The sequence below is a fragment of the Bradyrhizobium sp. 186 genome (genome assembly GCF_023101685.1).
Lineage (GTDB): Bacteria > Pseudomonadota > Alphaproteobacteria > Rhizobiales > Xanthobacteraceae > Bradyrhizobium.
In genome coordinates this window covers 5,578,806-5,601,338 of sequence record NZ_CP082164.1, presented here as the reverse complement: position 1 = coordinate 5,601,338, position 22,533 = coordinate 5,578,806, and the positions used below count along the sequence as shown (strand labels likewise).

The 22,533-nt window shown below is 62.4% G+C and carries 22 protein-coding genes; 18 read left to right on the top strand and 4 right to left on the bottom strand.

Annotated elements, in window-relative coordinates; genetic code table 11:
- Positions 1 to 16 precede the first annotated feature (16 nt).
- From IVB18_RS26945 to IVB18_RS26915, 7 genes are all read left to right on the top strand, one after another.
- Complete coding sequence (locus IVB18_RS26945; protein WP_247983452.1) at positions 17 to 676, top strand: amino acid ABC transporter permease; 660 nt, start codon at positions 17 to 19, stop codon at positions 674 to 676.
- A 3-nt stretch (positions 677 to 679) separates the two neighbouring features.
- A complete protein-coding gene (locus tag IVB18_RS26940; RefSeq protein ID WP_247983451.1) occupies positions 680 to 1,399 on the top strand; it encodes an amino acid ABC transporter permease in 720 nt (239 codons plus the stop codon).
- Positions 1,399 to 2,211 (top strand): amino acid ABC transporter ATP-binding protein, encoded by an 813-nt coding sequence (locus IVB18_RS26935; RefSeq protein WP_247983450.1) that lies wholly within the window; start codon positions 1,399 to 1,401, stop codon positions 2,209 to 2,211. The genes IVB18_RS26940 and IVB18_RS26935 overlap by 1 nt, the downstream gene beginning before the upstream one ends.
- Before the next feature lie 4 nt (positions 2,212 to 2,215).
- A complete protein-coding gene (locus IVB18_RS26930) occupies positions 2,216 to 3,184 on the top strand; it encodes an arginase family protein (RefSeq protein ID WP_247983449.1) in 969 nt (322 codons plus the stop codon).
- Between the two features lie 11 nt (positions 3,185 to 3,195).
- Complete coding sequence (locus IVB18_RS26925) at positions 3,196 to 3,801, top strand: urea carboxylase-associated family protein (protein WP_247983448.1); 606 nt, start codon at positions 3,196 to 3,198, stop codon at positions 3,799 to 3,801.
- 479 nt (positions 3,802 to 4,280) lie between these two features.
- Positions 4,281 to 4,796: a hypothetical protein gene (locus IVB18_RS26920; RefSeq protein WP_247983447.1), complete on the top strand. Its 516-nt coding sequence runs from the start codon at positions 4,281 to 4,283 to the stop codon at positions 4,794 to 4,796.
- Between the two features lie 317 nt (positions 4,797 to 5,113).
- On the top strand, positions 5,114 to 8,443 hold the full coding sequence (locus IVB18_RS26915) for an adenylate/guanylate cyclase domain-containing protein (protein WP_247983446.1): 3,330 nt from the start codon (positions 5,114 to 5,116) through the stop codon (positions 8,441 to 8,443).
- A 203-nt stretch (positions 8,444 to 8,646) separates the two neighbouring features.
- Here the strand turns inward: IVB18_RS26915 and phaZ are convergent, their stop codons facing one another.
- Positions 8,647 to 9,870 carry a polyhydroxyalkanoate depolymerase gene (phaZ, locus tag IVB18_RS26910; protein ID WP_247983445.1) on the bottom strand — a complete coding sequence of 408 codons (1,224 nt, stop codon included), beginning with the start codon at positions 9,868 to 9,870 and terminating at the stop codon, positions 8,647 to 8,649.
- 180 nt (positions 9,871 to 10,050) lie between these two features.
- On the opposite strand from phaZ, the gene IVB18_RS26905 reads away from it, so the two are divergent.
- Together IVB18_RS26905 and IVB18_RS26900 are read left to right on the top strand one after the other, a co-directional pair.
- The gene (locus IVB18_RS26905) at positions 10,051 to 10,707 is read left to right on the top strand and encodes a glutathione S-transferase family protein (RefSeq protein WP_247983444.1); all 657 of its coding nucleotides are present in this window, start codon (positions 10,051 to 10,053) and stop codon (positions 10,705 to 10,707) included.
- A 312-nt stretch (positions 10,708 to 11,019) separates the two neighbouring features.
- Positions 11,020 to 11,454, top strand: a complete 435-nt coding sequence (locus IVB18_RS26900; protein WP_247983443.1) for a cupin domain-containing protein — start codon at positions 11,020 to 11,022, stop codon at positions 11,452 to 11,454.
- Between the two features lie 225 nt (positions 11,455 to 11,679).
- Here the strand turns inward: IVB18_RS26900 and IVB18_RS26895 are convergent, their stop codons facing one another.
- Positions 11,680 to 11,904, bottom strand: a complete 225-nt coding sequence (locus tag IVB18_RS26895; RefSeq protein WP_247983442.1) for a hypothetical protein — start codon at positions 11,902 to 11,904, stop codon at positions 11,680 to 11,682.
- A 188-nt stretch (positions 11,905 to 12,092) separates the two neighbouring features.
- On the opposite strand from IVB18_RS26895, the gene IVB18_RS26890 reads away from it, so the two are divergent.
- The 5 genes from IVB18_RS26890 to IVB18_RS26870 all read left to right on the top strand — a co-directional run bounded on the left by IVB18_RS26890 (position 12,093) and on the right by IVB18_RS26870 (position 16,807).
- Complete coding sequence (locus IVB18_RS26890) at positions 12,093 to 12,443, top strand: hypothetical protein (RefSeq protein WP_247983441.1); 351 nt, start codon at positions 12,093 to 12,095, stop codon at positions 12,441 to 12,443.
- Positions 12,444 to 12,671: 228 nt separating this feature from the next.
- Positions 12,672 to 13,598, top strand: coding sequence for an SMP-30/gluconolactonase/LRE family protein (locus IVB18_RS26885; protein WP_247983440.1), 927 nt, complete (start codon positions 12,672 to 12,674; stop codon positions 13,596 to 13,598).
- Positions 13,599 to 13,717: 119 nt separating this feature from the next.
- Positions 13,718 to 14,311, top strand: a complete 594-nt coding sequence (locus tag IVB18_RS26880; RefSeq protein WP_247991739.1) for a GNAT family protein — start codon at positions 13,718 to 13,720, stop codon at positions 14,309 to 14,311.
- A gap of 17 nt (positions 14,312 to 14,328) precedes the next feature.
- Entirely contained in the window at positions 14,329 to 15,975 is a 1,647-nt protein-coding gene (locus tag IVB18_RS26875; protein WP_247983439.1) for a GMC family oxidoreductase N-terminal domain-containing protein, read from the top strand.
- A gap of 55 nt (positions 15,976 to 16,030) precedes the next feature.
- Positions 16,031 to 16,807 carry an outer membrane beta-barrel protein gene (locus IVB18_RS26870; RefSeq protein WP_247983438.1) on the top strand — a complete coding sequence of 259 codons (777 nt, stop codon included), beginning with the start codon at positions 16,031 to 16,033 and terminating at the stop codon, positions 16,805 to 16,807.
- Between the two features lie 901 nt (positions 16,808 to 17,708).
- Here IVB18_RS26870 and IVB18_RS26865 read toward each other — a convergent pair.
- Both IVB18_RS26865 and IVB18_RS26860 read right to left on the bottom strand, forming a co-directional pair.
- Positions 17,709 to 17,885, bottom strand: a complete 177-nt coding sequence (locus IVB18_RS26865; RefSeq protein WP_247983437.1) for a hypothetical protein — start codon at positions 17,883 to 17,885, stop codon at positions 17,709 to 17,711.
- Between the two features lie 45 nt (positions 17,886 to 17,930).
- A complete protein-coding gene (locus tag IVB18_RS26860; RefSeq protein ID WP_247983436.1) occupies positions 17,931 to 18,218 on the bottom strand; it encodes an AlpA family phage regulatory protein in 288 nt (95 codons plus the stop codon).
- A gap of 1,093 nt (positions 18,219 to 19,311) precedes the next feature.
- On the opposite strand from IVB18_RS26860, the gene IVB18_RS26855 reads away from it, so the two are divergent.
- The 4 genes from IVB18_RS26855 to IVB18_RS26840 all read left to right on the top strand — a co-directional run bounded on the left by IVB18_RS26855 (position 19,312) and on the right by IVB18_RS26840 (position 22,412).
- Entirely contained in the window at positions 19,312 to 20,199 is an 888-nt protein-coding gene (locus tag IVB18_RS26855) for a hypothetical protein (RefSeq protein WP_247983435.1), read from the top strand.
- Positions 20,200 to 20,264: 65 nt separating this feature from the next.
- On the top strand, positions 20,265 to 20,633 hold the full coding sequence (locus IVB18_RS26850; protein ID WP_247983434.1) for a hypothetical protein: 369 nt from the start codon (positions 20,265 to 20,267) through the stop codon (positions 20,631 to 20,633).
- Between the two features lie 63 nt (positions 20,634 to 20,696).
- Positions 20,697 to 21,203, top strand: coding sequence for a hypothetical protein (locus tag IVB18_RS26845; RefSeq protein WP_247983433.1), 507 nt, complete (start codon positions 20,697 to 20,699; stop codon positions 21,201 to 21,203).
- 72 nt (positions 21,204 to 21,275) lie between these two features.
- Positions 21,276 to 22,412, top strand: a complete 1,137-nt coding sequence (locus IVB18_RS26840) for a hypothetical protein (protein WP_247983432.1) — start codon at positions 21,276 to 21,278, stop codon at positions 22,410 to 22,412.
- Positions 22,413 to 22,533: the final 121 nt, after the last annotated feature.

Genomic DNA, 22,533 nt, shown 5'->3' with positions numbered 1-22,533 from the left:
ATGAAAGGCCCGTGTCATGGGCTTCAAGCTCGATTATCTGGTGTCGATCCTGCCTGGTCTGATCGGTGCGGCGGCCGTGAATGTCCGGCTGGCGATCATCATCATCACGCTGGCCCTTGCGCTCGGCACCGCGTTGACCATCGTCCGCTCGCTGAAGATCGCCGTGGTGAATGCGTTCGCTGCCGTCGTTATCAGCTTCGTGCGCGGCACGCCGCTCCTCATCCAGATCTTTATGGCCTATTACGTGCTTCCGGCAGTTGGTCTCGACCTCTCGCCGGAAGTGGCGGGCGTCTCGGCCATCGCCTTCAACAGCATGGTCTTCGTCAGCGAAAGCATGCGCGGCGGTCTCGCCACCATCGATACCGGTCAAATCGAGGCTTCGACGGCGCTCGGCCTCCCGCCGCATGCCATCTGGCTCAAGGTCGTACTGCCCCAACTGTTCCGGCGCATCGTTCCGGTGCTGATCAATGAAGCGACGATCATCGTGAAGGGCACGGCACTCTTGTCGGTCATCACCGTTGTCGAAGTGCTGCGCACTGCGCAGCAGATCGCCAGCGCGAACTATCGACCGTTCGAGACCATGATCGGTTCGGCGCTCGTCTTCCTCGTCATCAATCTCGTCATCAGCCTGTCCGGCAGGGTGGCCGAAAGTCGCTTCGCTGCGGCGCGGGTCTGAGCGATGCATTTCGATCCCGCCGTGCTGGTCGACTATTGGCCACTCCTCTTGCAAGGTGCATGGCTGACCCTCCGGGTCTCGGTTGCGGCCCTGGTGATCGGCTATGTCGCCGGGATCGCGGCCGCCTTGATCGCGTTGATGCCGGGTTGGCTGCCGAGGCTCGTCATCGCGCTCTATGTTGAAACACTGCGCAACATCCCCTTCATCATCATTCTCTTCATCGTCTACTACGGATTGCCGTTTTGGGGCATCCGTCTGCCGGCAACCCTGGTCGGGATCGTGGCGCTCGCGCTGTTCGCCAGCGCCTACTATGCCGAGATCGTGCGCGCTGCGATTCTCACCCTGCCGCGCGGCCAGTTCGAAAGCGCGCGCGCCATCGGCATGTCGCCGATGAGCGCGATGTGGCACGTGGTGGCGCCGCAGATCCTGCGCGCATTGGTGCCGCCGTCCACCAACATGACGCTGACCATGATGAAAGAGTCGGCTGTCCTGTCCTCCATCACGGTGCCGGAGCTCACCTACCAGAGCCTCGTCGTGCAGGGAAACACCTTCGCTCCCTTCGAGGTGTTCGCGGCGGTAGCGTCGATCTACTGGCTGATCGCGGTCACCATCGCGGAAGCATCCAGGCGGCTGGAACGCCGCGTCGGGGCCGTCCAGGCAAACGGCGTCAGCCGCAACCGGATCGCCGAGCGCTATCTCTCGCTGGTCGCCAGGAGGACGTGATGAGCGCGACGCCTGTCCTCCGTGTCTCGGCCCTGACCAAGTGCTTTCACGGCGTGCCCGCGCTCGATCAGGTCTATCTCGATGTGCACGCGGGCGAGATCGTTGCGCTGATCGGTCCGAGCGGGTGCGGCAAGAGCACCTTGCTGCGCTGTCTGACCTGGCTCGAACAGCCCGACGACGGCTTCATCGAGGTGGCGGGCAAGCCGCTGGGGCGCGAATTGACGCCTGGCGGCGTCGTGCGCCACCAGAGCCGCCGGCAGATCGACGCCCTGCGCCCGCAGGTCGGCATCGTCTTCCAGCAACTCCATCTCTGGCCGCATATGACGGCGCTCGAAAACGTGGTGCGGCCGCAGATCGTGGTGCTGGGCCGGCCGCGCGCCGAGGCGAAGCGGCGCGGCGCAGACCTGCTGACGCGGCTTGGGCTTGCCGACCGGATGGACCGCTATCCGCACGCACTCTCCGGAGGCCAGAAGCAGCGTGTGGCCATTGCCCGCGCACTGGCGATGGATCCGGCGCTGATACTGTTCGATGAGCCGACCTCGGCGCTCGATCCGGAGCTGGTGAGCGAGGTCCTCAGCGTGCTGCGCTCGCTAGCCGCCATCGGCATGACCATGCTGGTCGTCACCCACGAAATCGGCTTCGCGGCCGGCCTGGCCGACCGCATTGCCTTCATGGATCGCGGCCGCATCCTGGAGGAGGGGCCGGCGCGCGACATCATCGCCGCGCCGAAGGAGCCGCGCCTGCGAAACTTTCTCGAGCTGGTGCGGGCGGACCACCGCATCGCTCGCACCACAGCCAACCCTACGGAGTAGTGCCATGACCCGCGTCAACCGTCCCTATGTCGGTATCCCGTCCTTCCTGCGCTCGCGGATCTGCGAGGATGTGTCGAGGCTCGACGCGGCCATTGCCGTGCTCGGCGTGCCTTTCGACGAGGGTTCGCCGTTCCTGCCCGGCAGCCGCTTTGCGCCCCGCGCGCTACGCGAGCACTCGCTGCGCTTCTATGGCAGTGGCAGCGGCTATTACGATCCGGAGACCCGGCGCGAATATCTGGTCGAGGAAATGTCACAGGGCCTGATCGCCGACGTTGGCGATGTCGATATCCATCCGGCCAATGCGCCTCGAACCTTCGAAAACATCACCGCCATGGTACGCGGGATCCTCGATCGCGGGGCGCTTCCGGTGGTGCTCGGCGGCGATCATTCGATCACCTATCCGGTCTTTCGCGCCTTCCAGGAGAAGCTGCACGTCATCCATTTCGACGCGCATACAGACTACGCGCCGTTCGAGAACGATCTGACCATCACCAACAGCCACGCCTTTCGCCATATCGCCGGCATGGACAACACGCTCAGCCTGACGCAAGTCGGCATCCGCAGCCTGCGTCATTCGCCGGCTCAGGTGGAGGAGGTCATCGCCGCCGGCAATCGGATCATCCCGATGGGCGAGTTCCGGCGGGCGGGTCCCGAGGGGATCGCCGCTCTGCTGCCGGCCAATTCCCGCGTCTACGTCAGCATCGACGTGGACGCCATGGACATGTCGCTGGTCCCGGGCTGCGTCTCGGCTGAGCCCAACGGGATGAGCTATGCCGAACTCCGCGACAGCCTGAAGGCGATCGCCGAGAGACACGATATCGCGGGTTTCGACTTCGTCGAGGTCAACCCGCCGCTCGATGTCGGTACCGGGGTCACCGCCTATCTTGGCGCGCTGACCGTCATCGAATTCCTGGGCCACATCTGCGCCCAGCCACGCTGGGCAGCTCGCCGCAGCGCCCGTCTCGCCGCTTGAAGGAGGAAATCATGAATGGGACACTTGACGTCATCCCGGCCACGCGCGGCAAGGCCGTTCGGCTGAGCAAGGGGCAGGCCGTCCAGGTCATCAACACCCATGGCTCTCAGGTCGTGGACACATGGGCGTTCTGCATCGAGGATCTCGGACACCACATGTCGATGGAGCATACCCGGGTCGAGAACGCCCGGCTGATGCCGGCCGCCGGGCAGACGCTTTTCACGAACAAGCGGGAGCCGATCCTGGTGCTGGAGCAAGACACATCGCCCGGCATCCACGACACCCTGATGGCGGCATGCGACCGCTGGCGCTATGAGCATCTGGGTTGCACGGACTATCATCGCAACTGCGCGGACAACATGGTCGAGGCCTTGGACGAGATCGGCCTGAAGGCGAGCCATGTGCCGCAGCCGCTCAATCTGTTCATGAACATCCCGGTCAACGGCGATCTGAGCCTGACGCAGGGCGAGCCTGTCAGCAAGCCTGGCGACCATGTGGTGCTGCGAGCTGTCCGGGATTGTTACGTGGTCTTCTCGGCCTGCCCGCAGGACATCACGCCGATCAACGGCGCCGGGCGCAAGCCGACAGCCGCACATCTCCGGCTGAAGGCCACTTAAAAATGACGCTGCGCTTCACGAATTGACGTGCACGAAGCACGGCAAGAGTGGATAGATCGGACTTCGGCGAAACGCGGGACAGCTTGCGAGCTGACCGCGCCTTTCAGCTCCCGCTCGCGCGCTCCCGGGTATCGCGACGATGCAGACTCGTCCTCCGGAAATTGTGACCGGATGGAGCGACAGGGAACTGCGGTATGTGAACGATCTCATATTCCATCACTCTCTTTTCGCGCTATCACCCCCGCAAGAAATTGCCGCACCCGGACCTAACTGACAGACACGGGTGGGATGCAATGCCTGCGAAGCCGCGAGCTCGCAGCTTTGGATTGGCCCTCGCCTTGCTCACGAGCAAGCCAGCGCCACCACTCAGAACAGATCCTTCAGAAATTGGAATCAGGGGCATAGCGAAACGCGTCCAGGACGCAGCCTCTATTCCGGTCCACCGGAAGGTTGCTACTTACCTGAGAAGGAGTTCACCAATGAAGATAAGCAATGCAGTTTCCAGCGCATTGTCCGTAACGAAGCAAACCGGCAATCTTCGGATCGCTCGTTCCAGTCTGATCAAATCGGCCCATCTTCTTGAAAGAATTGGACTCGCAGCCGTTGGGGCGTCTTGCGGCCTCTATGTGGGTGCGACCCTGTTGCGTCAGAGAGGCGGACTGTTTGAAAGCGGCTGGATCGTGCTGCTGACGATGCTGTACGGAGCTCTTAGCTATTATGTCGGAATTGATTTGTCCCGCACTGCCGCTCAGAGGTCGATTTCGAGCATCTCGGAAGAATGGAACGGTTTCGAGGCGGCTGAGATCATGAGTGCGGCCGGAACGTTCGGCGCCGCGATTGCAGCAACTCTGTCCGTCAGCATCCTTGTCCTTGATCAAACCTTGCCCAATGGCCTGATAGGCTTTGTTGCCGGCTGTTGGGTGGTTGGTTCTTCGCTTCAAGTTGCGGCGGGCACGATGGCTCGCAACTACGAAGCGCCCATGGACAAGGAATGAAGAAAGCTGTGCTCACAGAAAAACGTCTGCTTGGCGTCGTGGGCACAAGCCGCAGTGTTGGTTTCGGCTTCAGGTCTGAAAGTGAGTAGCTGACGACTCATCGCAACCTCTGTCGTCCAACGCTGCGTGCTGACGATTTTTAGTAGCGCAGCTGTTCGCATCGAGCAATGTCCCTGCTTGGAAGCGGTGCCGGTACTGAGCAACCTAAGTTATCGCGCAACAAACAAGGCGTGCCATCATGGTGGTGTTGGGATATTGTCCCCGCGCGCCGTGGTCCAAAATTCTGCTAACCGCCAACCACACGATCGGTGGAGCCAATGCAGATTGCGGAGTGGCTCGAGAAGCTGGGGCTTGGGCAATACGCAGAGCGTTTTGCCCAAAATGGGATCGACATGGGCGTCCTTCCCGAACTGATGGGCGAGGACTTCGATAAGCTCGGAGTCCTGCTCGGCCATCGCCGTAAAATGCTGCGTGCTATTGCCGACCTCGATCCAGCCGCGTTGATCGCATCGCCGGCTCCTCCTCACGACGCCGAGCGGCGTCACCTTACCGTTATGTTTTGCGATCTGGTCGGCTCGACGGCGCTCTCGGCGCGTCTCGATCCCGAGGATATGTGGGAAGTGATCCGGGCCTATCGTGCCGCCTGCGCGAACGTCATCGCTGCTTATGACGGCAGGATAGTCAGGTTCGTCGGCGACGGAATACTCGTCTATTTCGGCTATCCCCGTGCCCACGAGGATGATGCGGAGCGCGCGGTGCGAGCGGGCCTCGACATCATCTCTGCGATTAGGCAGCTCAGAACAGGCGCCGACGAACGGGTTGAACTGCGGATCGCAATCGCGACCGGGCTTGTGGTGGTCGGCGACCTCATCAGCGGAGATGCGTCAGAGGAGCACGCAACGGTCGGCGATACGCCAAACCTCGCTGCCCGGCTCCAGAGCCTGGCGGAACCGGGGGCGGTCGTCGTTGCCTCGTCGACGCGCCGGCTGCTTGGCGATCTCTTCACTTTTCGCAATCTCGGCCGCCGCGCGGTCAAGGGGATATCCGAACCCATTGCGGTCTGGGCGGTCGAGGGGGCGACCGCATCGGAGAGTCGCTTCGAGGCGGTCCGCGCAGCGCGCTCGATCGGCTTTGTCGGCCGCAAGGAGGAGATCGAATTCACGCTCTCGCGCCAGCGGCTGGCATGGCAGGGGCAGGGCCAGATGGTGTTGATTTCTGGCGAAGCGGGCATCGGCAAGTCGTGCATGGTCGCAACGCTGTCCGAAAGCCCCGCGTTGGGGACGCACCGCCGGGTGCGATATCAGTGTTCGCCCTACCACACCAACAGTGCGCTTCATCCCTTTGTCGCGCAGCTCGAGCGCGCCGCCGGCATCCGCTCGCACGACACGCCCGGGCAAAAGCTCGACAAGCTTGAGGCAATGCTGGCGCTTGGAACACAGCAGGTCGCCCGAGCGACACCGCTCATTGCGGCTCTCCTTTCGATTCCAACCGGCGACCGTTGTCCGCCGCTTGGTTTGAGCCCGGCGCAGCAGCGGCGACAGACATTTGCCACCCTTCTCGATCAGCTTGAGGGGTTGGCGCGAGAGCAACCCCTGCTGATTGTCTGCGAGGATATGCATTGGGCCGATGCCACGACACGTGAACTGTTCGATCTCGGCGTCGACCGGATCAGGGGACTGCCGATACTCGTGCTCATGACGTCCCGTCCAGAGTTCGAGCCCCCCTGGTCGGGCCTTGCCAACGTCAGTCTGTTGCGGCTCGACCGGCTCGATCGGCGGGACACGCGCGCGCTGGTCGAGCAGGTGACCGTTGGTCGCCAGCTGCCCCGCGAGATGATGAAGCAGATCATCGACAAGACGGATGGCATCCCGTTATTCGTCGAGGAATTGACCAAGATGGTGCTGGAGTCCGGACTGCTCGTCGAGGATGCCGGGCGCTATCGCCTCGATAGTCCGCTCCCGCCGCTCGCTATTCCCGCGACGCTGCAAGATTCGCTGATGGCGCGGCTCGACCGGCTGGCTCCAGTCAAGGAGGTGGCGCAGATAGGCGCCGCCATCGGCCGCGACTTCTCATACACGCTGCTGAGATATGTGGCGGGACGCGATGATCTGACGCTGAGCGCTGCGCTAGGGCAACTCGAAGAGGCCGAACTGCTGGTGCGTCGCGGGGCTCCGCCCGAAGCAAACTATAGTTTCAAGCACGCTCTCGTTCAGGAAGCGGCCTACGAGAGCCTGCTCAAGAGCAAACGGCATGTGCTTCACACGCGCATCGGCGATGTCCTGCGCGAAAAGTTTCCAGTCATCGCCGAGACTGAGCCGGAAGTTCTGGCACACCACTTCACCGAGGCGGGGCTGAGCGAGGTCGCCCACGAGTGGTGGCGCAAGGCGGGACAGCAGGCGCTGAAGCGCTCGGCCTATTCCGAGGCGATCGCACATCTCGGCAAGGCGATTGCCACCGCCGATGAGTTGCCTGATGAGCCCCGCGGGATGATGAGTAGGCTCCATCTTCAAATCGCATATGGCCGCGCACTACGGGGCAGCCTCGGGCACAGCGCTCCCGAAACGGTAGCCGCATGGACGCGCGCTCGTCAGTTCGCAGCCGACATCAATGATCCAGTTGAACTTGCGCCGGTCCATTCGGGCCTCTTCAACGCCTGCCTGACACACGGCGAACTCGCTCCGATGCGGGAGCTGGCGGATGCCATCATGAGCGCCGCTAACCGACGACCGGACTCGCCGGTGGCGGCCGTCGTTGCGCATTGGACGGGCGGCGTCACCTGCTGGTTCGGGGGCGACTACTTGAACGCGAGAACGCATCTTGAGCAGGCACTAGCGATCTATGGCGCCGAGCCGGATCCCGCGACGTTCAGGGCTTCGGCGCTGGATCTCCCGTTCGTGATCATGAGGTTTCTTGCCCTGGTGCTCTGGCCGCTTGGCAGGATCGCTCGCGCGCGCGGGCTTGCCGCCGAAGCGGTGAGCGCTTCAGGAGAAAAACGGGCGCTTTCCCAGGCCAATGCGCTTGTTCATCGAGCTGTGTTCGACGGACTATGCGGGGGCATGTTGCAGCAAACAGAGACCATCCTGGCGCTCGGTCTCGCTCGCGACCATACGATGCCGCTGTATGTGGCCGCCGGGACCTACCTGAATGGCCTGGCCAAGTGGCGTGCCGGCGACCGAATGGCCGGACCGATGGAAATGCGTCGCGGCTGGACCTTGCTGCATGAGAATGACTGCTATCTCTGTGAACCGTTTTGGGGGATGCATGTCGCCATGGCGGATGCAGAGGCGGGCCAACTCGAAACCGGGCTGGAAATCTTGAGCGACTTGATCGCGTGGGCGGGGCAATCCGGCCAGCATTGGCTTGATGCCGAGCTGCATCGCGTCCAGGGGGAGCTTTTGTTGCGTCATGACCCTCCAGACGATTCCAGGGCCGAAAATGCCTTCAACCGAGCGCTGGAAATCGCACGACACCAACAGGCGAAGTCTTTCGAGCTGCGCAGCGCCCTTGGACTTGCACGCCTGCACAAGAAAAATGGCCGAGCGGGCGCGGTATCCGAGCTGCTCGCTCCCGTCCTCGCTGAATTCGATGCGGAGCGAAATCTTCCCGAATTTGAAGAAGCGAAAGAGCTGCTCAAGAAAGAGCGTTAGCCACGTGCCGCTTCTCTAAAGCATGATCCGGAAAAGCGCGAATCGGTTTTCCGAAAAGATCATATGCTCAAACAACAACCTAAAGCGCGATGATGATCTATCCTCATCTCATCGCGCTTTAGCCGGCCGTTTGGGGGCAAGAGAGGCGTCTCGATCATGCCGCCAGCACCTGCGAACGTGACGTACGGGCCAGGGAATGACGGTTACGAATTGACGTGCACGAAATCCCGCAACAGCGGATAGATCTCGTTGTTCCAGCGTTTGCCTGAGAACACGCCGTAATGGCCGACGCCGGCCTGCATGTGGTGCACACGGCGATAGGCGCGCACGCTGGTGCAGAGGTCTTGCGCCGCGAGCGTCTGGCCGATCGAGCAGATGTCGTCCTTTTCGCCCTCGACCGTCATCAGGCCCATGCGGCTGACGGCCTTGGTGTTCACGGGACGCCCGCGGTGCATCAGCTTGCCCTGCGGCAGCAGATGCTCCTGGAACACGTCGCGCACGGTCTCGATATAGAACTCCGCGGGCAAATCCATCACCGCAAAGTATTCGTCGTAGAAGGTCTTGATGCTGGCGGCCTTGTCCTTTTCGCCCTTGGCGATGTGGTTGGCGAGATCCATGTGCTGCTTGATATGGCGCTCGAGATTCATCGAGACGAAGGCGGTGAGCTGCACGAAGCCGGGATACACTTTCCGGAGCGCGCCGCGGCACTGCATCGGCACGTAGTTGATCAGATTGCTCTCGAACCAGTCGATCGGCTTGCTCTTGGCGAACTCGTTGACCCTGGTCGGCTGGATGCGCGTGTCGATCGGACCTGCCATCAGCGTCAGCGTCGCGGGTCGCGAGGGATGGTTGTCCTCGCACATGATCGCGGCGGCCGCGAGCGCCGACACCGACGGCTGGCAGATCGCGACCATGTGCGGGCGCGGTCCCAACTGTCCGAGGAAGTCGATGAGATGCTCGGTGTAGTCGTCGAGCCCGAAGCGGCCCTCGCTGCGGGGAATGTCGCGCGGATTGTGCCAGTCGGTGATGTAGACGTCGTGGTCCTGGAGCAGCGTCTTCACGGTGCCGCGCAGCAGCGTGGCGAAATGGCCGGACATCGGCGCCACCAGCAGCATGCGCGGCTGCTCGCCCACGTCCTTTTTCTTGAAGTGCAGGAGTGAGCCGAACGGCGTGGCGTAGGCGATCTCCTCGGTGACGGCGACCTCGCGGTTGCCCACCATGACGCTGTCGATGCCGTAGGCCGGGCGGTGGTAGGTGAGGGTGGAGCGCGAGATCAGCTCCAGCGCCGCCGAGAGCCGGCCGACGACCTGGTCCGACATGCCCTGGGGCACCAGATTGAGGAATTTGAGCGCAGACGAAGCTCCCGCCCGCCACGGCGCCGTCAGGTCCATCTGGTTCTGAAAGGTCTGATAAAACATCGACATCATACTGAAACGCCCACCTTCCCGTGCTGCTATGCAATATCGAAGCCAAAGCTGAGTCAAATCGCCCGGAAAACTGGCACATCGCTTGCTCCTCAAGCGGGGTGAACACACGGGAAGCACAGGTAATGGGCACGCCCGCGGGCCGGGAGGGGTGCCGGTATCAGACGTGAGAGAAGGGGCCATATGGCGAAAGCGACACTGACCATCAGCAGCAAGAACTATTCGTCCTGGTCACTGCGCGGCTGGCTGCTGACGAAGTTTTCCGGGCTCGATTTCGAGGAGATCGTGACCGCGCCGGACGACGCATCCGCACGGGCCGAGATTCTCCTGCTGTCGTCCTCGATCCTGGTGCCGTGCCTGCGGCACGACGGCGCCACGGTCTGGGACACGCTGGCCATCGCCGAATATCTCAACGAGGCGATGCCGGAGGCTGGGCTATTGCCGGCCGATCGCGTCCAGCGCGCGCATTGCCGCTCGATCTGCGGCGAAATCCATTCCGGCTTCACCACGCTGCGCGCCTCCTTGCCGGTCAATCTGAAAGGGCATTTCCCCGGCTTCAAGATCTGGTCGCGCGCGCAGGCCGACATCGACCGGGTTTGGGCGATCTGGCGCGACTGCCTGGAGAAGTCGGGCGGTCCGTTCCTGTTCGGTGAGAAGCGCACCATGGCGGATGCGATGTACGCGCCCGTGGTGACGCGCTTCGTGACCTATAACGTCAAGCTCGAGCCGCGGCTCCAGGCCTATGCTGATACCATCATGGCCATGCCCGAGATGACGGAATGGGTCGCGGCGGCGAAGGAGGAGCCGGCCGAGATCGAGGAGCTCGAGGTCGAATATTAGGCAGGCGCGCGAAGCCCTGCCTGTTTCGGCGGCGAGGGGTGAGGGCCGCCGTTGAGCAGCATTTGCTTAACTTCCCGTCAGGACGCGAGGCTGCATCGCGGACGATCCGCTCGCACTGAAGTGGTGCGACCTTAGGAATTCCTGCGGCAGGCCAGCCACTTCACGATGAGCCACGCAACCCTTCGCTGCATTGCAGCGGCGCTGGCAGGATTTTCGCATAGCACAACAGGCTGCGAACGCGACGGACGGACGCTGCCGACAATTTAGACGCCGACGCGGAGCGCACGCAGATGCACATCAGTGGAGGCCGTCATGAACCAGCATTCGGACGTCAAGAAATTCTCCCACGTCAAACCCGCCGACACTGATTACGGCGGCGGGGGCCTGCGCGACTTCTTCCTCTATCGTGATCTCGGCATTGCCGACGCAACCGGCGGGCAGGTGATCTGCCATCTCGTCAAGGCCAACCCGGATTGCCCGCCGGTGGACGGCACCGGCTGGCATCGCCACGATTGCGAATTCCAGATCGTGGTGATGCTGAAGGGCTGGGCGCGCTTCATGTACGAGGACAAGCCGACCCTGGTCGAGGCCGGCGACGTCGTGCATCAGCGCCCGGGCATCACGCACTATCTCTACGATTACTCGTCCGACATGGAATACATGGAGATCGTCAGCCCGGCCGACTTCAAGACGGTCGACATGCCGCCGGCGATCGAGAACGTGCCGCCGGTGACGCCCTGGAAGTGAAGGCGCCGCGCCGTTTCAGGAATTAACGTTTGTTCTCGGCCGCGGGCCGGAGCCAGCTCGCGCGTTTCGCAGATATGGTACGATCGTGCGGGTCGGCCTCGACATCTAGCCGTGAACAGGCGTGGACAGAGCTTCACGGCTGATTCGGACGTGATTCGTTCGGGCCGCGTTCCGAAGGTTAAGGCGGCGCGCGGCGCCGTTGCATTTTAAGACAGACGCGGCCTATCAGGCCGCCCCGCTATGCTTCATGCGCGGCAGGCGCCAGCCGATCACGGTCGCTTCCACCGCGACGCCAGCCGCGTCGTTCTGCCATCGGCCCGCAACATAGCGACAGGCGAACGGCAGTTGATACGTTCCGCTATGGTCCTCGCAAAGCACTTCGACCGGCAGGCCGGGTGGTGGTTCTCCGGCGCCATCGAATTCCGCCAGACGTCTGTCGCGCGTTGCCATTCCAAAAATCTCCCCTAAACAAAGCCGCGGAAAGAGCGCCCACTTCTTCCGCGTCCGGATCATTGCTCCCCGTCCCGGGGGAACACGGCAAGCTCAACGCGAGAATGCGGTGCCAGTATGGTAGCCTGACGCGGCAAGCGATGCGCGTGCCGCGCAATTTGCCGTGATCGATATTGGAATGAGGAACCATGCCGCCCCGGAGCGCCAGCCTGTGTTTCGCGATATTGCTGCTCGCCACGTTGGCGCCTCTGCCACTCCGCGCTCAGGACGTGCCGGGCATCGAGATCTGCACGGTCGAGAAGACCATGGAGCGGCGCACGAGCTGTCTCCAGAGCAATGTGGATCTCCTTCAGAAGACGATCACGAAGCTCACGCTCGATCACCAGCAGAAGCTGGATGCGGCCAATCGCCAGATCGACGCGTTAAAGACGAGCGTCGCCGGCTTGCAGAAGACGCTCGGCGATCTCCAGGCCGCGCAGGCGAAGTTGGCGGAGGATTTGAAGAAGAAGCAGGACGCACAGCCTGCGAAGGACAGGTAGCGTGGGCAAAGCGAAGCATGCCCACCACGTCTCGCGACGAATGCGGATCAATGGTGGGCACGGCGCAAGTGCGCCTTTGCCGGTGCGGGAGTAGCGCAACGCTGGCATACCCTCCCGCTTGCTTGGCAAGCCTAGGCGACTTTGCCATAACCGCTGGCAAATCTTGCCTGCGGGGCCCCGTGCCGGACATCCCAGGTAAGGCATAACAAGCAGCCGGGAGGTCCAAAAATGTCCAACGTCCGTGTTCTCGCCACCGACCTTGAATTTCCCGAAGGGCCGGTCGTGATGCCGGACGGCTCGGTGGTGCTGGTGGAGATCCGTGGCCAGCGCCTGACCCGCGTTTATCCCGATGGCCGCAAGGAGATCGTGGCCAAGGTTCCGGGTGGCCCGAACGGCGCAGCCCTCGGTCCCGACGGCAAGATCTACATCTGCAATAATGGCGGTTTTTCCTGGATTCCGACCCGCAACATGATCATGCCGGGACCGCAGCCGGACGATTACCTCGGCGGCTCGATCCAGCGCGTCGATCTGCAATCCGGCAAGATCGAAACCGTCGTAACGAAGTGCGGCGAGCACGATCTGCGCGGGCCGAATGATCTCGTCTTCGACAAGCAGGGCGGCCTCTGGTTCTCCGATCTGGGAAAACGCCGCGCGCGCGAGATGGACGTCGGCGGCATGTATTACCTCAAGCCCGGCATGAAGGAGATCGTGGAAGTCGTGCATGGGGTGCTGCCGGCGAACGGCATCGGGCTGTCGCCGGACGAAAACACCGTCTACATCGCGGAGACGCCCACGGGGCGGCTCTGGGCCTACGAACTCTCGGCGCCCGGCACGCTCAAGCCCCGCGACGTGATCTATCGCGGCGAGCGGGGAAAGCCGATCTGCGGTCTCGGCGGTTACCAGATGTTCGATTCGCTTGCGGTGGAAGCCAACGGCAATGTCTGCGTTGCGACCCTCGTCTCCGGCTGCATCTCGGTGATCGCGCCTGACGGCACGCTGGTCGAGCAGGTTCCGACCGGCGACCGCGTCACCACCAACATCGCCTTCGGCGGCCCCGAGCTCAAGACCGCCTACATTACGCTGTCCGGCAAGGGCGAACTGATAGCCATGGACTGGCCGCGCGGCGGATTGCCGTTGAATTTTTTGAATAAGTGACGATCGCGTATAACGCGATCGTCACTCCGGGGCGATGCGAAGCATCGAGCCCGGGATCTCGAGATTCCGGGTTCGGCTCTTCGAGCCGCCCCGGAATGACAATCATGAGGAACGATAGAATGCCCTGGCCTGATCCCATCACCCTGCGCGGACAGCACGCCCGTCTCGAACCGCTGTCGCATCAGCACAGCGAGGGGCTGGTGGAGGCCGTGAAGGACGGCGAGCTCTATACGATTTGGTACACCGCGATCCCGACGCCGGAAAAAATGGCGAAGGAAATCGACCGCCGGCTCGGCCTTCAGACCACGGGCTCGATGCTCCCGTTCACGGTGTTCGACGGCGGCGGCAAGATTGTCGGCATGACAACCTACATGAACATCGATGCCGCCAACCGCCGCGTCGAGATCGGCTCGACCTGGTATGGCAAGAGCGCGCAGCGCGGGCCGCTCAACACGCAGTGCAAGCTCTTGCTGCTCACGCACGCCTTTGAGACCTTGAGCTGCATCGCGGTCGAGTTCCGCACGCACTTCTTCAATCAACAGAGCCGCCGTGCCATCGAGCGCCTCGGCGCCAAGCAGGACGGCATTTTGCGCAGCCATCAGGTCGCGCCGAACGGCACGCTGCGCGACACCGTCGTCTACAGCATCACCGCCGCCGAATGGCCGACGGTGCAAACGCATTTGAATTATCAACTCAACGACAAGCCGCGCTGAGCGACGGCCGAGGCACCATGGATAGATTCGACTATGTGATCGTCGGCGCGGGCTCGGCGGGTTGCGTGCTTACCAGCCGGCTGAGCGAAGATCCCAACACCAGCGTCTGCGTGCTCGAGGCCGGGCCCAGCGACTGGCATCCCTACATCCATCTGCCGGCGGGTTTCATCAAGACCTTCCACATGAAGAGCATCAACTGGGCCTACCAGCAGGAGGTCGGGCCCTGGACTGGCGGGCGCAGCATCTACGCGCCGCGCGGCAAGACGCTCGGCGGCTCGTCCTCGATCAACGGCCACATCTACAACCGCGGCCAGCACATGGATTTCGACACATGGGCGCAGATGGGCAATCGCGGCTGGGGCTATGCCGACGTGCTGCCCTACTTCAAGCGATTGGAGAAGCGGGTCGGCGAGGGCGAGGACACCTATCGCGGCCGCGACGGCAACCTCACCGTCACCACGATGGAGTGGCGCGATCCGCTCTGCGAAGCCTTTATGGAAGGCGCGGTGAGGCTCGGCATCCCGCGTAACCCCGACTACAACGGCAAGACCCAGGAAGGCGTCTCCTACTGCCAGCGCACCATCGACAAGGGCCTGCGCGTCTCCGGCTCGACCGCGTTCCTCAAGCCCGCGATGAAGCGGCCCAATGTGCATGTGCGCACGCATGCGCATGCGACCGAGATCATTTTCGAGGGCAAGCGCGCCGTCGGCGTGCGCTACATGAAGGGCGGCCGCGGCGGCACGCCGGTCGAGGTCCGCGCCAACAAGGAAGTGATCCTCTCGGGCGGTACCTATAATTCGCCGCAGCTGCTTCAGCTCTCCGGCGTCGGCTCGCCGGACCTGCTCCAGGCCCATGGCATCCAGGTGCGTCACGCGCTGCCGGTCGGTGAGGGCCTCCAGGATCATTACGCGCCGCGCACCGTGGCGCGGGTCAAGGACATCAAGACGATCAACGAACTTCGCCGCGGTCTGTCGCTCTGGGTCGAGGCGCTGAAATGGGCGACGACGCGCGGCGGCCTGCTCTCGCTGTCGCCGACCATGGTCTACTGCTTCTGGCACTCCGGCGAGAGCGCGGACAGCTCCGACCTCCAGCTCACCTTCACGCCGGCAAGCTACAAGGAAGGCGTGCAGGGTCAGCTCGAGGACCAGCCCGGCATGACGGTCGCGTCCTGGCAGCAGCGCCCCGAGAGCCGCGGCTATGTCCGCATCCGCTCAGCTGATCCGTTCGCGCCGCCGATCATCCAGACCAACTATCTCGACGCCGAACTCGACCGCCGCGTCATCGTCGGCGGCATGAAGCTCGCGCGCAGGCTCCTGAAGTCCGCGCCCTTGTCGCCCTATTACGCCTACGAGGATTTCCCCGGCCCCAACATCAACACAGACGACGAGTTTCTGGCCGCCGCGACCGAACGCGGCACCACCACCTTCCACCCCGGCTGCACCTGCCGCATGGGCCCGGCGGATTCCACCTGGGCGGTGGTCGATGATCAGCTCCGCGTCCACGGCCTCGAAGGCCTGCGTGTCATCGACGCCTCGGTGATGCCGCGGATGATCTCGGCGAACCTCAACGCCGCGACGATGATGATCGCCGACCGCGCCTCGGATTTGCTCCGCGGCAAGCAGGCGATGGAAGCGGCGAACGTGCCGGATGCGGCGGTGGCGTGAAGGCGCATCTTCGCTCGACCCATGGGGCTCCGCGTAAATTCGATTCGGGGTCAACATGATAAAGAAGGTCTTGCTGGGCACGGTTGCCCTCGTCGCGCTCGCCGTTCCTGCCTCGGCCGCTGATCTGGCGGCGCGGCCGTACACCAAAGCGCCTCCTCCAACGGTCGCTCCGATCTATGACTGGAGCGGCTTCTACATCGGCATCAATGGCGGCGGCGGCTCCGCCCATAAGTGCTGGGACCTTGTCAATACCGGCGGCGTGGTCGTCGCTCCGCCCGTTCCCATGGGGTGCCACGATGCAACAGGGGGCACGGTCGGCGGTCAGATCGGCTACCGCTGGCAGACGGCGAACTGGGTGTTCGGCGTGGAGGCGCAGGGCAACTGGGCCGATTTCAAGGGCTCCAACGCCAACCTCGCTTTCGCAGGGGTCCAGAATGAGACCAAAATCGATGCGTTCGGCCTGTTCACGGGCCAGGTTGGCTATGCCTGGAATAACGTGCTGCTCTACGTGAAAGGTGGCGCCGCGGTCGTCCGCGACAAGTACCGGGTTTTCGATTTTGCGACCGGCCTGACGCTCAATGACGGCAGCGAAACCCGCTGGGGCGGCACGGTAGGAGCGGGCCTTGAATTTGGCTTCGCCCCGAACTGGTCGGTCGGTGTCGAGTACGACCACCTGTTCATGGGCCATCGGGACGTGGACTTCTTCTCAACCGGAATCGTGGGCACTCCGGCCGGCGCTTTTGCAGGAAGCGCCCGTATTGGCCAGGACGTCGACATCGGCCTGGTTCGCCTGAGCTACCGTTGGGGTGGCCCGCTCGTCGGGAAGTACTGATCTTCGTTCGAACGGCAGCGCGCGAATTGAACTGGTCCAATGCCGCGCGGGCGATCGTGACGTCCTTGCGCTCGATTGGTCGCAGCCCGCAGGGTAGAGCCCTTGCGAAACCCATCGCCAGTCGTCGGTACGGGAAAAGTTTGATGGGTTTCGCTTTCGAGGCTGGGCAAGTATTCATTGCGGCGGCCGCGTCGTAGAACATCGTTCTTATCGCGTGGGCCCAAGGCGACTTTGATGGAATTTCCTGACTGCCTCCTCGTACAACAACGGATAATTTTCTACAGCATTGAAGATGCATTGGATACTTGCCCAGCCTCTTTCGCTCTACCCATCCTACAGCGGCCTGTCGAGCGAAATACCGCGCGCTAACGAAAGTGTGTCAATCCCTCTCCACAAAAATATTCCACTTTACCGAAATTCGGAATTGCGGCATATATCGAACCAGCCCGGTCCGAGGAAGAGGGGCGGTTCGCGAGTCGTTCGAAACGCGGACCGGGTTGCGGTGGACGCGGCAGCGTCGGGCGCGAGAGGTGCGGGCAGGGCGGATTGCTCTCCGTGAGCCCGAGGCTTCGCGCGGACGGACGGCGCTGAAAGTTCGCCTCGCCAGCATTCTTCCGGTAACGTCGACAAGGCCGGGAGACAATGCGGTGAACAAACGAACGTGCGTACGGCGAAACCGTGTGGTCCTTGCTGCAAGGTCCTTTTCGGCTATCCAAAGAACGGATAAAACGCAACAAAGCCAATGGGTTGGCTGACGTAGACCGATCAAGATAAAGGCCCGCCCGGACCAGGCGGGCCCTAATAGGCCCCAAGTTTCACTATGAAGGTCATAGTTCATCGATCTCGGCCAATACGCCTATGACCTCTTGCCGCTGTTGCTCCTCGCGTTCATGGACACGCTCTAGCGCAGATCGGTCAGCGCTGCGTGTAGGTCACTATCTGCGCGTCGGCCGCTTTTCTTGTCGGGGTCGTGCTTCTGCAGCACACCACGCTGCACCAGTTCGTAGAACAGGAACCGCGCGTTCGTCGGCAGGCCATCCTCGCCTGCGGCCTCATGCTCTTTTAGTAGGTCGAACACAACCCTTGCGCAGTGCACCGATCTTCGTTTTGGGGTCGAAAAGCTTCATGATGGAGTAAGACAGCGGCCGCGCCCCTTGCCTCTGCGACGGCGCGGATCATATGCGTTAACCTCGCGCTGCCAGCGGGCAACCTCGCTCGCAAGCCACACCCGCCGGTTCTGCGAAATGAAAGTGCCACGAGGAAATTTGCCCTCCCGCATCAGCCTGAAAAGCGTTGCTCGCGAAATCGGGACGAGCTTCAAAAGCTCCGCCTCTGCCAACATACGCTGAGGTTCGGATTTCTCGTCGGTCGCATCGCCGGGCTCGGCTCCTGGCCGCGCTGCTGCAATCATCACGCAAACTCCCATCATTGATCTTGCTTCGACTTCTCGGTCTTCGCCATTGCGGCGAGGATCGTGCCACCTTCGCGACCTTCGCCTGCAGCACGCCAACATTGTCGGCGTCATCTGCCTTCACCATCTCTCGCAGCGTGCGCGTCGACTTGTCCGTAAGATCAGCGACGATGATCCGTGCGCTATTCCGCGCAAGAGTATGGCCTTCCCTTTCCCCGGAAGTGATGCGCCGGGGTCTATCGTCAATGTCTACCGTTTGGTGGTGCCGCCCGCTGAGACGAAGCTGCGAGCAGTGACGCCGTGGCACCGGCTGATGCTGGCTGCAATCGCCCTTCAACCCATAAATTCTCAATCTGCTTCGCCAGCACAGTCAATATGTCCGCTCAAAAAAAAGCCGACAGAGGAACTTGCAGCCAGTGCCAACAGCGGTGCCGCATGACGAAGAATTTGAAAAGCTTCGATTTACGCAATTGGCCAACATAGATCGCAGTTTACGCATGACACGCGCAAAAATCTGAGCCACCTTTACGACATGGGGCTGCATGAACTCGCGCCGCGCGCTCATCATGAGAGGTTCGCCATCGTGCCCACATCATCGCATGCTGTTCACGACCCCGCGCGGTCATGCCTGATCGGCTTCCCGTTGCCACCACGCGCGGTCCGGCGATCATTTCCCTATTCGCCGGGCCGTGCCGAACGCAAAGGGAAGCCCGATGGCAAAATCAGCCGCTGCGACGAATGACTTTGATGTCAAAATAGCATGGAAGGTCCTCAGCAAGATCGAGAAGGCCGATCTCGCCTCGTTGAGTGATCCGCCGCTCCGGTGCGCGACCACCGTGAGCGCGATGGGAGCAGCCAGCGCGCCCGTCCAATAGCGGAGCGCGCGCCGTGAGCAACGCAGTCGTTGCAATCGACAGTGCAAAGGCGTGGCAGGATTACATCGGCAGGATCAGTGCCGCCGACGCTCGTTCCTGTCCGAACATCGCTGTCTCCGCCAGCCTCGCACGCACCATCCTAAAGAAAACCCGCGCTGCGGTCCGCCACCGCGCGCGGGCACTTCCTTCAATTCGTCAACCATCGATGGAGATCGAAAATGGCCGACATCGGCAAAGCTATCGCGCGCCCCGACGGCGCGCAAGCCCATCACAGCGAAATTGCCCGTAGGTCTTTCGCGAGTTTCAAGTTCGATTGGATGAGCGCTCTGGCTGCTGATCCTCGTCTCGATGCGCGCGCCAAAGTGATCGGTAACTGCATTCTTAGCCACATCAATCAGCACTCCGGCGAGGCGATCCTTTCCGATCGTTCGATCAGCGATGAGACCGCAATTCCCGAACGCGGGATAATTAGGGGGCGCGGACCACTTCGGAAACATGGTTGGGTCGATTGGAGACGCACTGGCGGCGCGAATGTCTACCGCGTGAGGAGCGATCACATAGTGGCGATGAACGACCGATTAGCTCGCCTCAAATCGCAGCGGAATGCCGATACCAAGAGCCGCAAGGGGGCACGTCGCGTTGCGCCATCCGTGGCGGAACGGGACTATCGCAACGATATGCCACCCGTGGCGGAACGGAAAAACAATCAACCATCCCAGATCGGTCAATCCCAGCATTGCGATCCGTCACCCGTGGCGGAACACGTTCAGCCACCGGTGGCCGACAAACACCTTAATGGAACACCTAGTTCAACACCTATCATTCCGCCTCGCTTCGTTCGGCGGCCGCTTCGCGGCATTGGTCTTGAAGAAGGCGAAGAAACAGCGACGACAATTGATCAGTGGTTGGCGAGTACAACTATCGAGCACAGGGCTGCCGAATTGATGCCGTGCGCACACCGTCTCGGCCTCTCACGCGATCAAACTCGTGCTCTAGCGGATGAATTCGCTCGACATTGTCGCGCTACAAATAAAAGGAGCAATCAGTGGCCCGTTCTGTGTCGCAGATGGCTTCGAACTCACACTCCGAAAGCCGCCCGGAGTTAAAAGCTCATCAGCACGTTGTTTCCGCTCCTTACGAAGCTTAGCAGCGTCGAAGTTCCCGAGCCGCTATGACCGGGCCCGTCCGTATCAATCTGGCTTCGCTTACGCCGGACGACATAGCCAAACTCCGCGAGATGCTGCGTACGCAACCCGGCCAGCGGCGGCCGGAGACGTTGGCTGCCATTGCCGAGCGGGACCGGCTGATCCGCGCGTTGGCGATAACGTGCTTCGCCGATCTCTGCCGCCACCAACAATCGGTGCGTATCCACGATGCGCTTGTGCGCTATGCCGCGACCACGTGGGTGCGGGCGCGGGTCGACGTCGAATGCCGCCACGCCGATCATCGGCGGCGGCTGCTCTGGCAAATTCTGAAAACGCGCGGCGGCCACGTCCCGGCGGTACGGACTATTGACGATATCTTGGCCGGGTGCGACTAGGCGCTGCGCTCGCTCGTCAATGTCGATGCTGGCGACGGCCGAAGGCGTGAAGGATTTGCCGTTGTGGCGCGCCGCCGCGATGAACGCGGCGCTGGCACAGCCGCACAGCGCGACCGCGCATTAGGTGCGATCATGCGTGCTGTAGTGAAAGCCGTTGATCGCCCGGCGAGTGATGCTGCGATCGTCCGCGATGCCCCGATGCTGGCCTATGACCGTGGCCGCCGCGAACTGATGCAGGCGGTTGCGGTCGATGAAGTCAAGACGATCCGCGATCAGGCCGAAGCGTTGCGCCGTTATTGGGCGCAGCGTCACGACAAAGAGATGGAAGCCGCCTGCTCGGCGATCCGGCTGCGCGCCGATTATGAAATCGGCGTGCGCAGCAAGGCGCTGGAAGGTACATCAGGGCAATATCAGAGCAAATCGCCACCTAGCGGCGATTTGGGCAAGGAATCCGTTCTCCGGGAAGCCGGGATCGCGCCGCAGCGGGCGCGCGAATTCGAGAAACTGACCGAGATCATCACCGAGAAGGATGTTGACCGGCTGTGCCGCGAAGCTCATCAACGCTTTTGAGACTTTGCAGCAAGCTGGCTGTATTCGTTGCAAACGCGACGAGTTCTGATCTCTGCGATCAGGAGGTCCGTCATGACGACACACGATCGATATCAGCATTACGGCTTTGGCGGCGACCGGCCGCCGATCAGGAACGAAGCGGCGAGCTTTCCGGCAGGCGACGCCAGCAACAGCATTGTTTCCGGCCCGCTGCCCGGCATGATGGTGATCAATGCAGGCGACCCGCTCGACGTGCTGCCCCTGCCAGCCCGCGAAAAGGTTGCGGTCCTGCAACGCCGCCGCGCAGAACTCGTCACGTTGTACCGCTCTCATTTCGAGGAAGAGCAGGCGCTGCGCATCGAAATCTTCAAGCATGAAGCTCGCATCAAGGAATTGCAAAAGCCGCGCGGCGAAGGCGGCTACAATCTCGATAGTGACGCGCCACAAGTTGTTGCCGAGCAAAAGAAGCTCGACCACAAACGGGCCGATCTTGACCGCGTGCTTGCCGTGAAGGAGGCGCGGTCCCTAGAAGGCAAGCGCGTCGGCGATCTGCTTCGCAACATCGAGGTGGCAATTGCCGCGCGTCCTGCCGGGACCGTCGGCAAGATGGTCGAGATCGAACCACCACCGTTCAAAGGAAACATCGTTGATACGATTGCAGGCAAACAGCGCCGTGGTCGCGAATTGCTTGCCGATCTCGATCGCTGCCGCCACGCGCCCCGTCCCGCCGCCGTTCGCAAGGCGGCCATGATCGCTCAAGTCGAAGCATTGGCCGAGCAAGGCCGACCGGACGCGGCCAGTAGCATCGAGCATGGCGAGCCGATCGCTTGGCCGCTCGAACGCTTCCAGTGCGATATCTTCAATGGCGCGGCGCCTGGCGCTATCGCCTTCGGGCAACTCACCGATGTCGTCGCCTTCATTGCGTGGCTGTTCAAGGATCAACTGATCGAGCGGCTGCGCGCCGAACTTGACGCGGTCGCCGACGACGATGCGGCGCTCAGCGATCAGGAGCGGCGGGAGCGAGAGGCACAAATCTTGGCCGACTTGCTGGCCCTCGAACGTGAGGAGGTTCTGCTGATCGAAAGAGCGAGATCGCAAGGCCTTCCCGCTGACTTCCGGCCAGATTGCAGCGTGCTCGCCTTGCTGTCGATCACATGGGTGGCCGCGCCGCCGCCGGAGCCGCGCGAGGGCGCGGGCGAGGCTGGCATCGTTCGTCATGTTGGTTCGTGAGGGTCGCGAGATGCGTCGCCGGTTTCGGTCGAGCAGGCCAAGGCGGCGCAGCAGCGGCGGGTGGGTATATGCTGCACCATCCGCCGCTGTGCGGCTTATGGCCCCGGTAAATGGGTTGCGA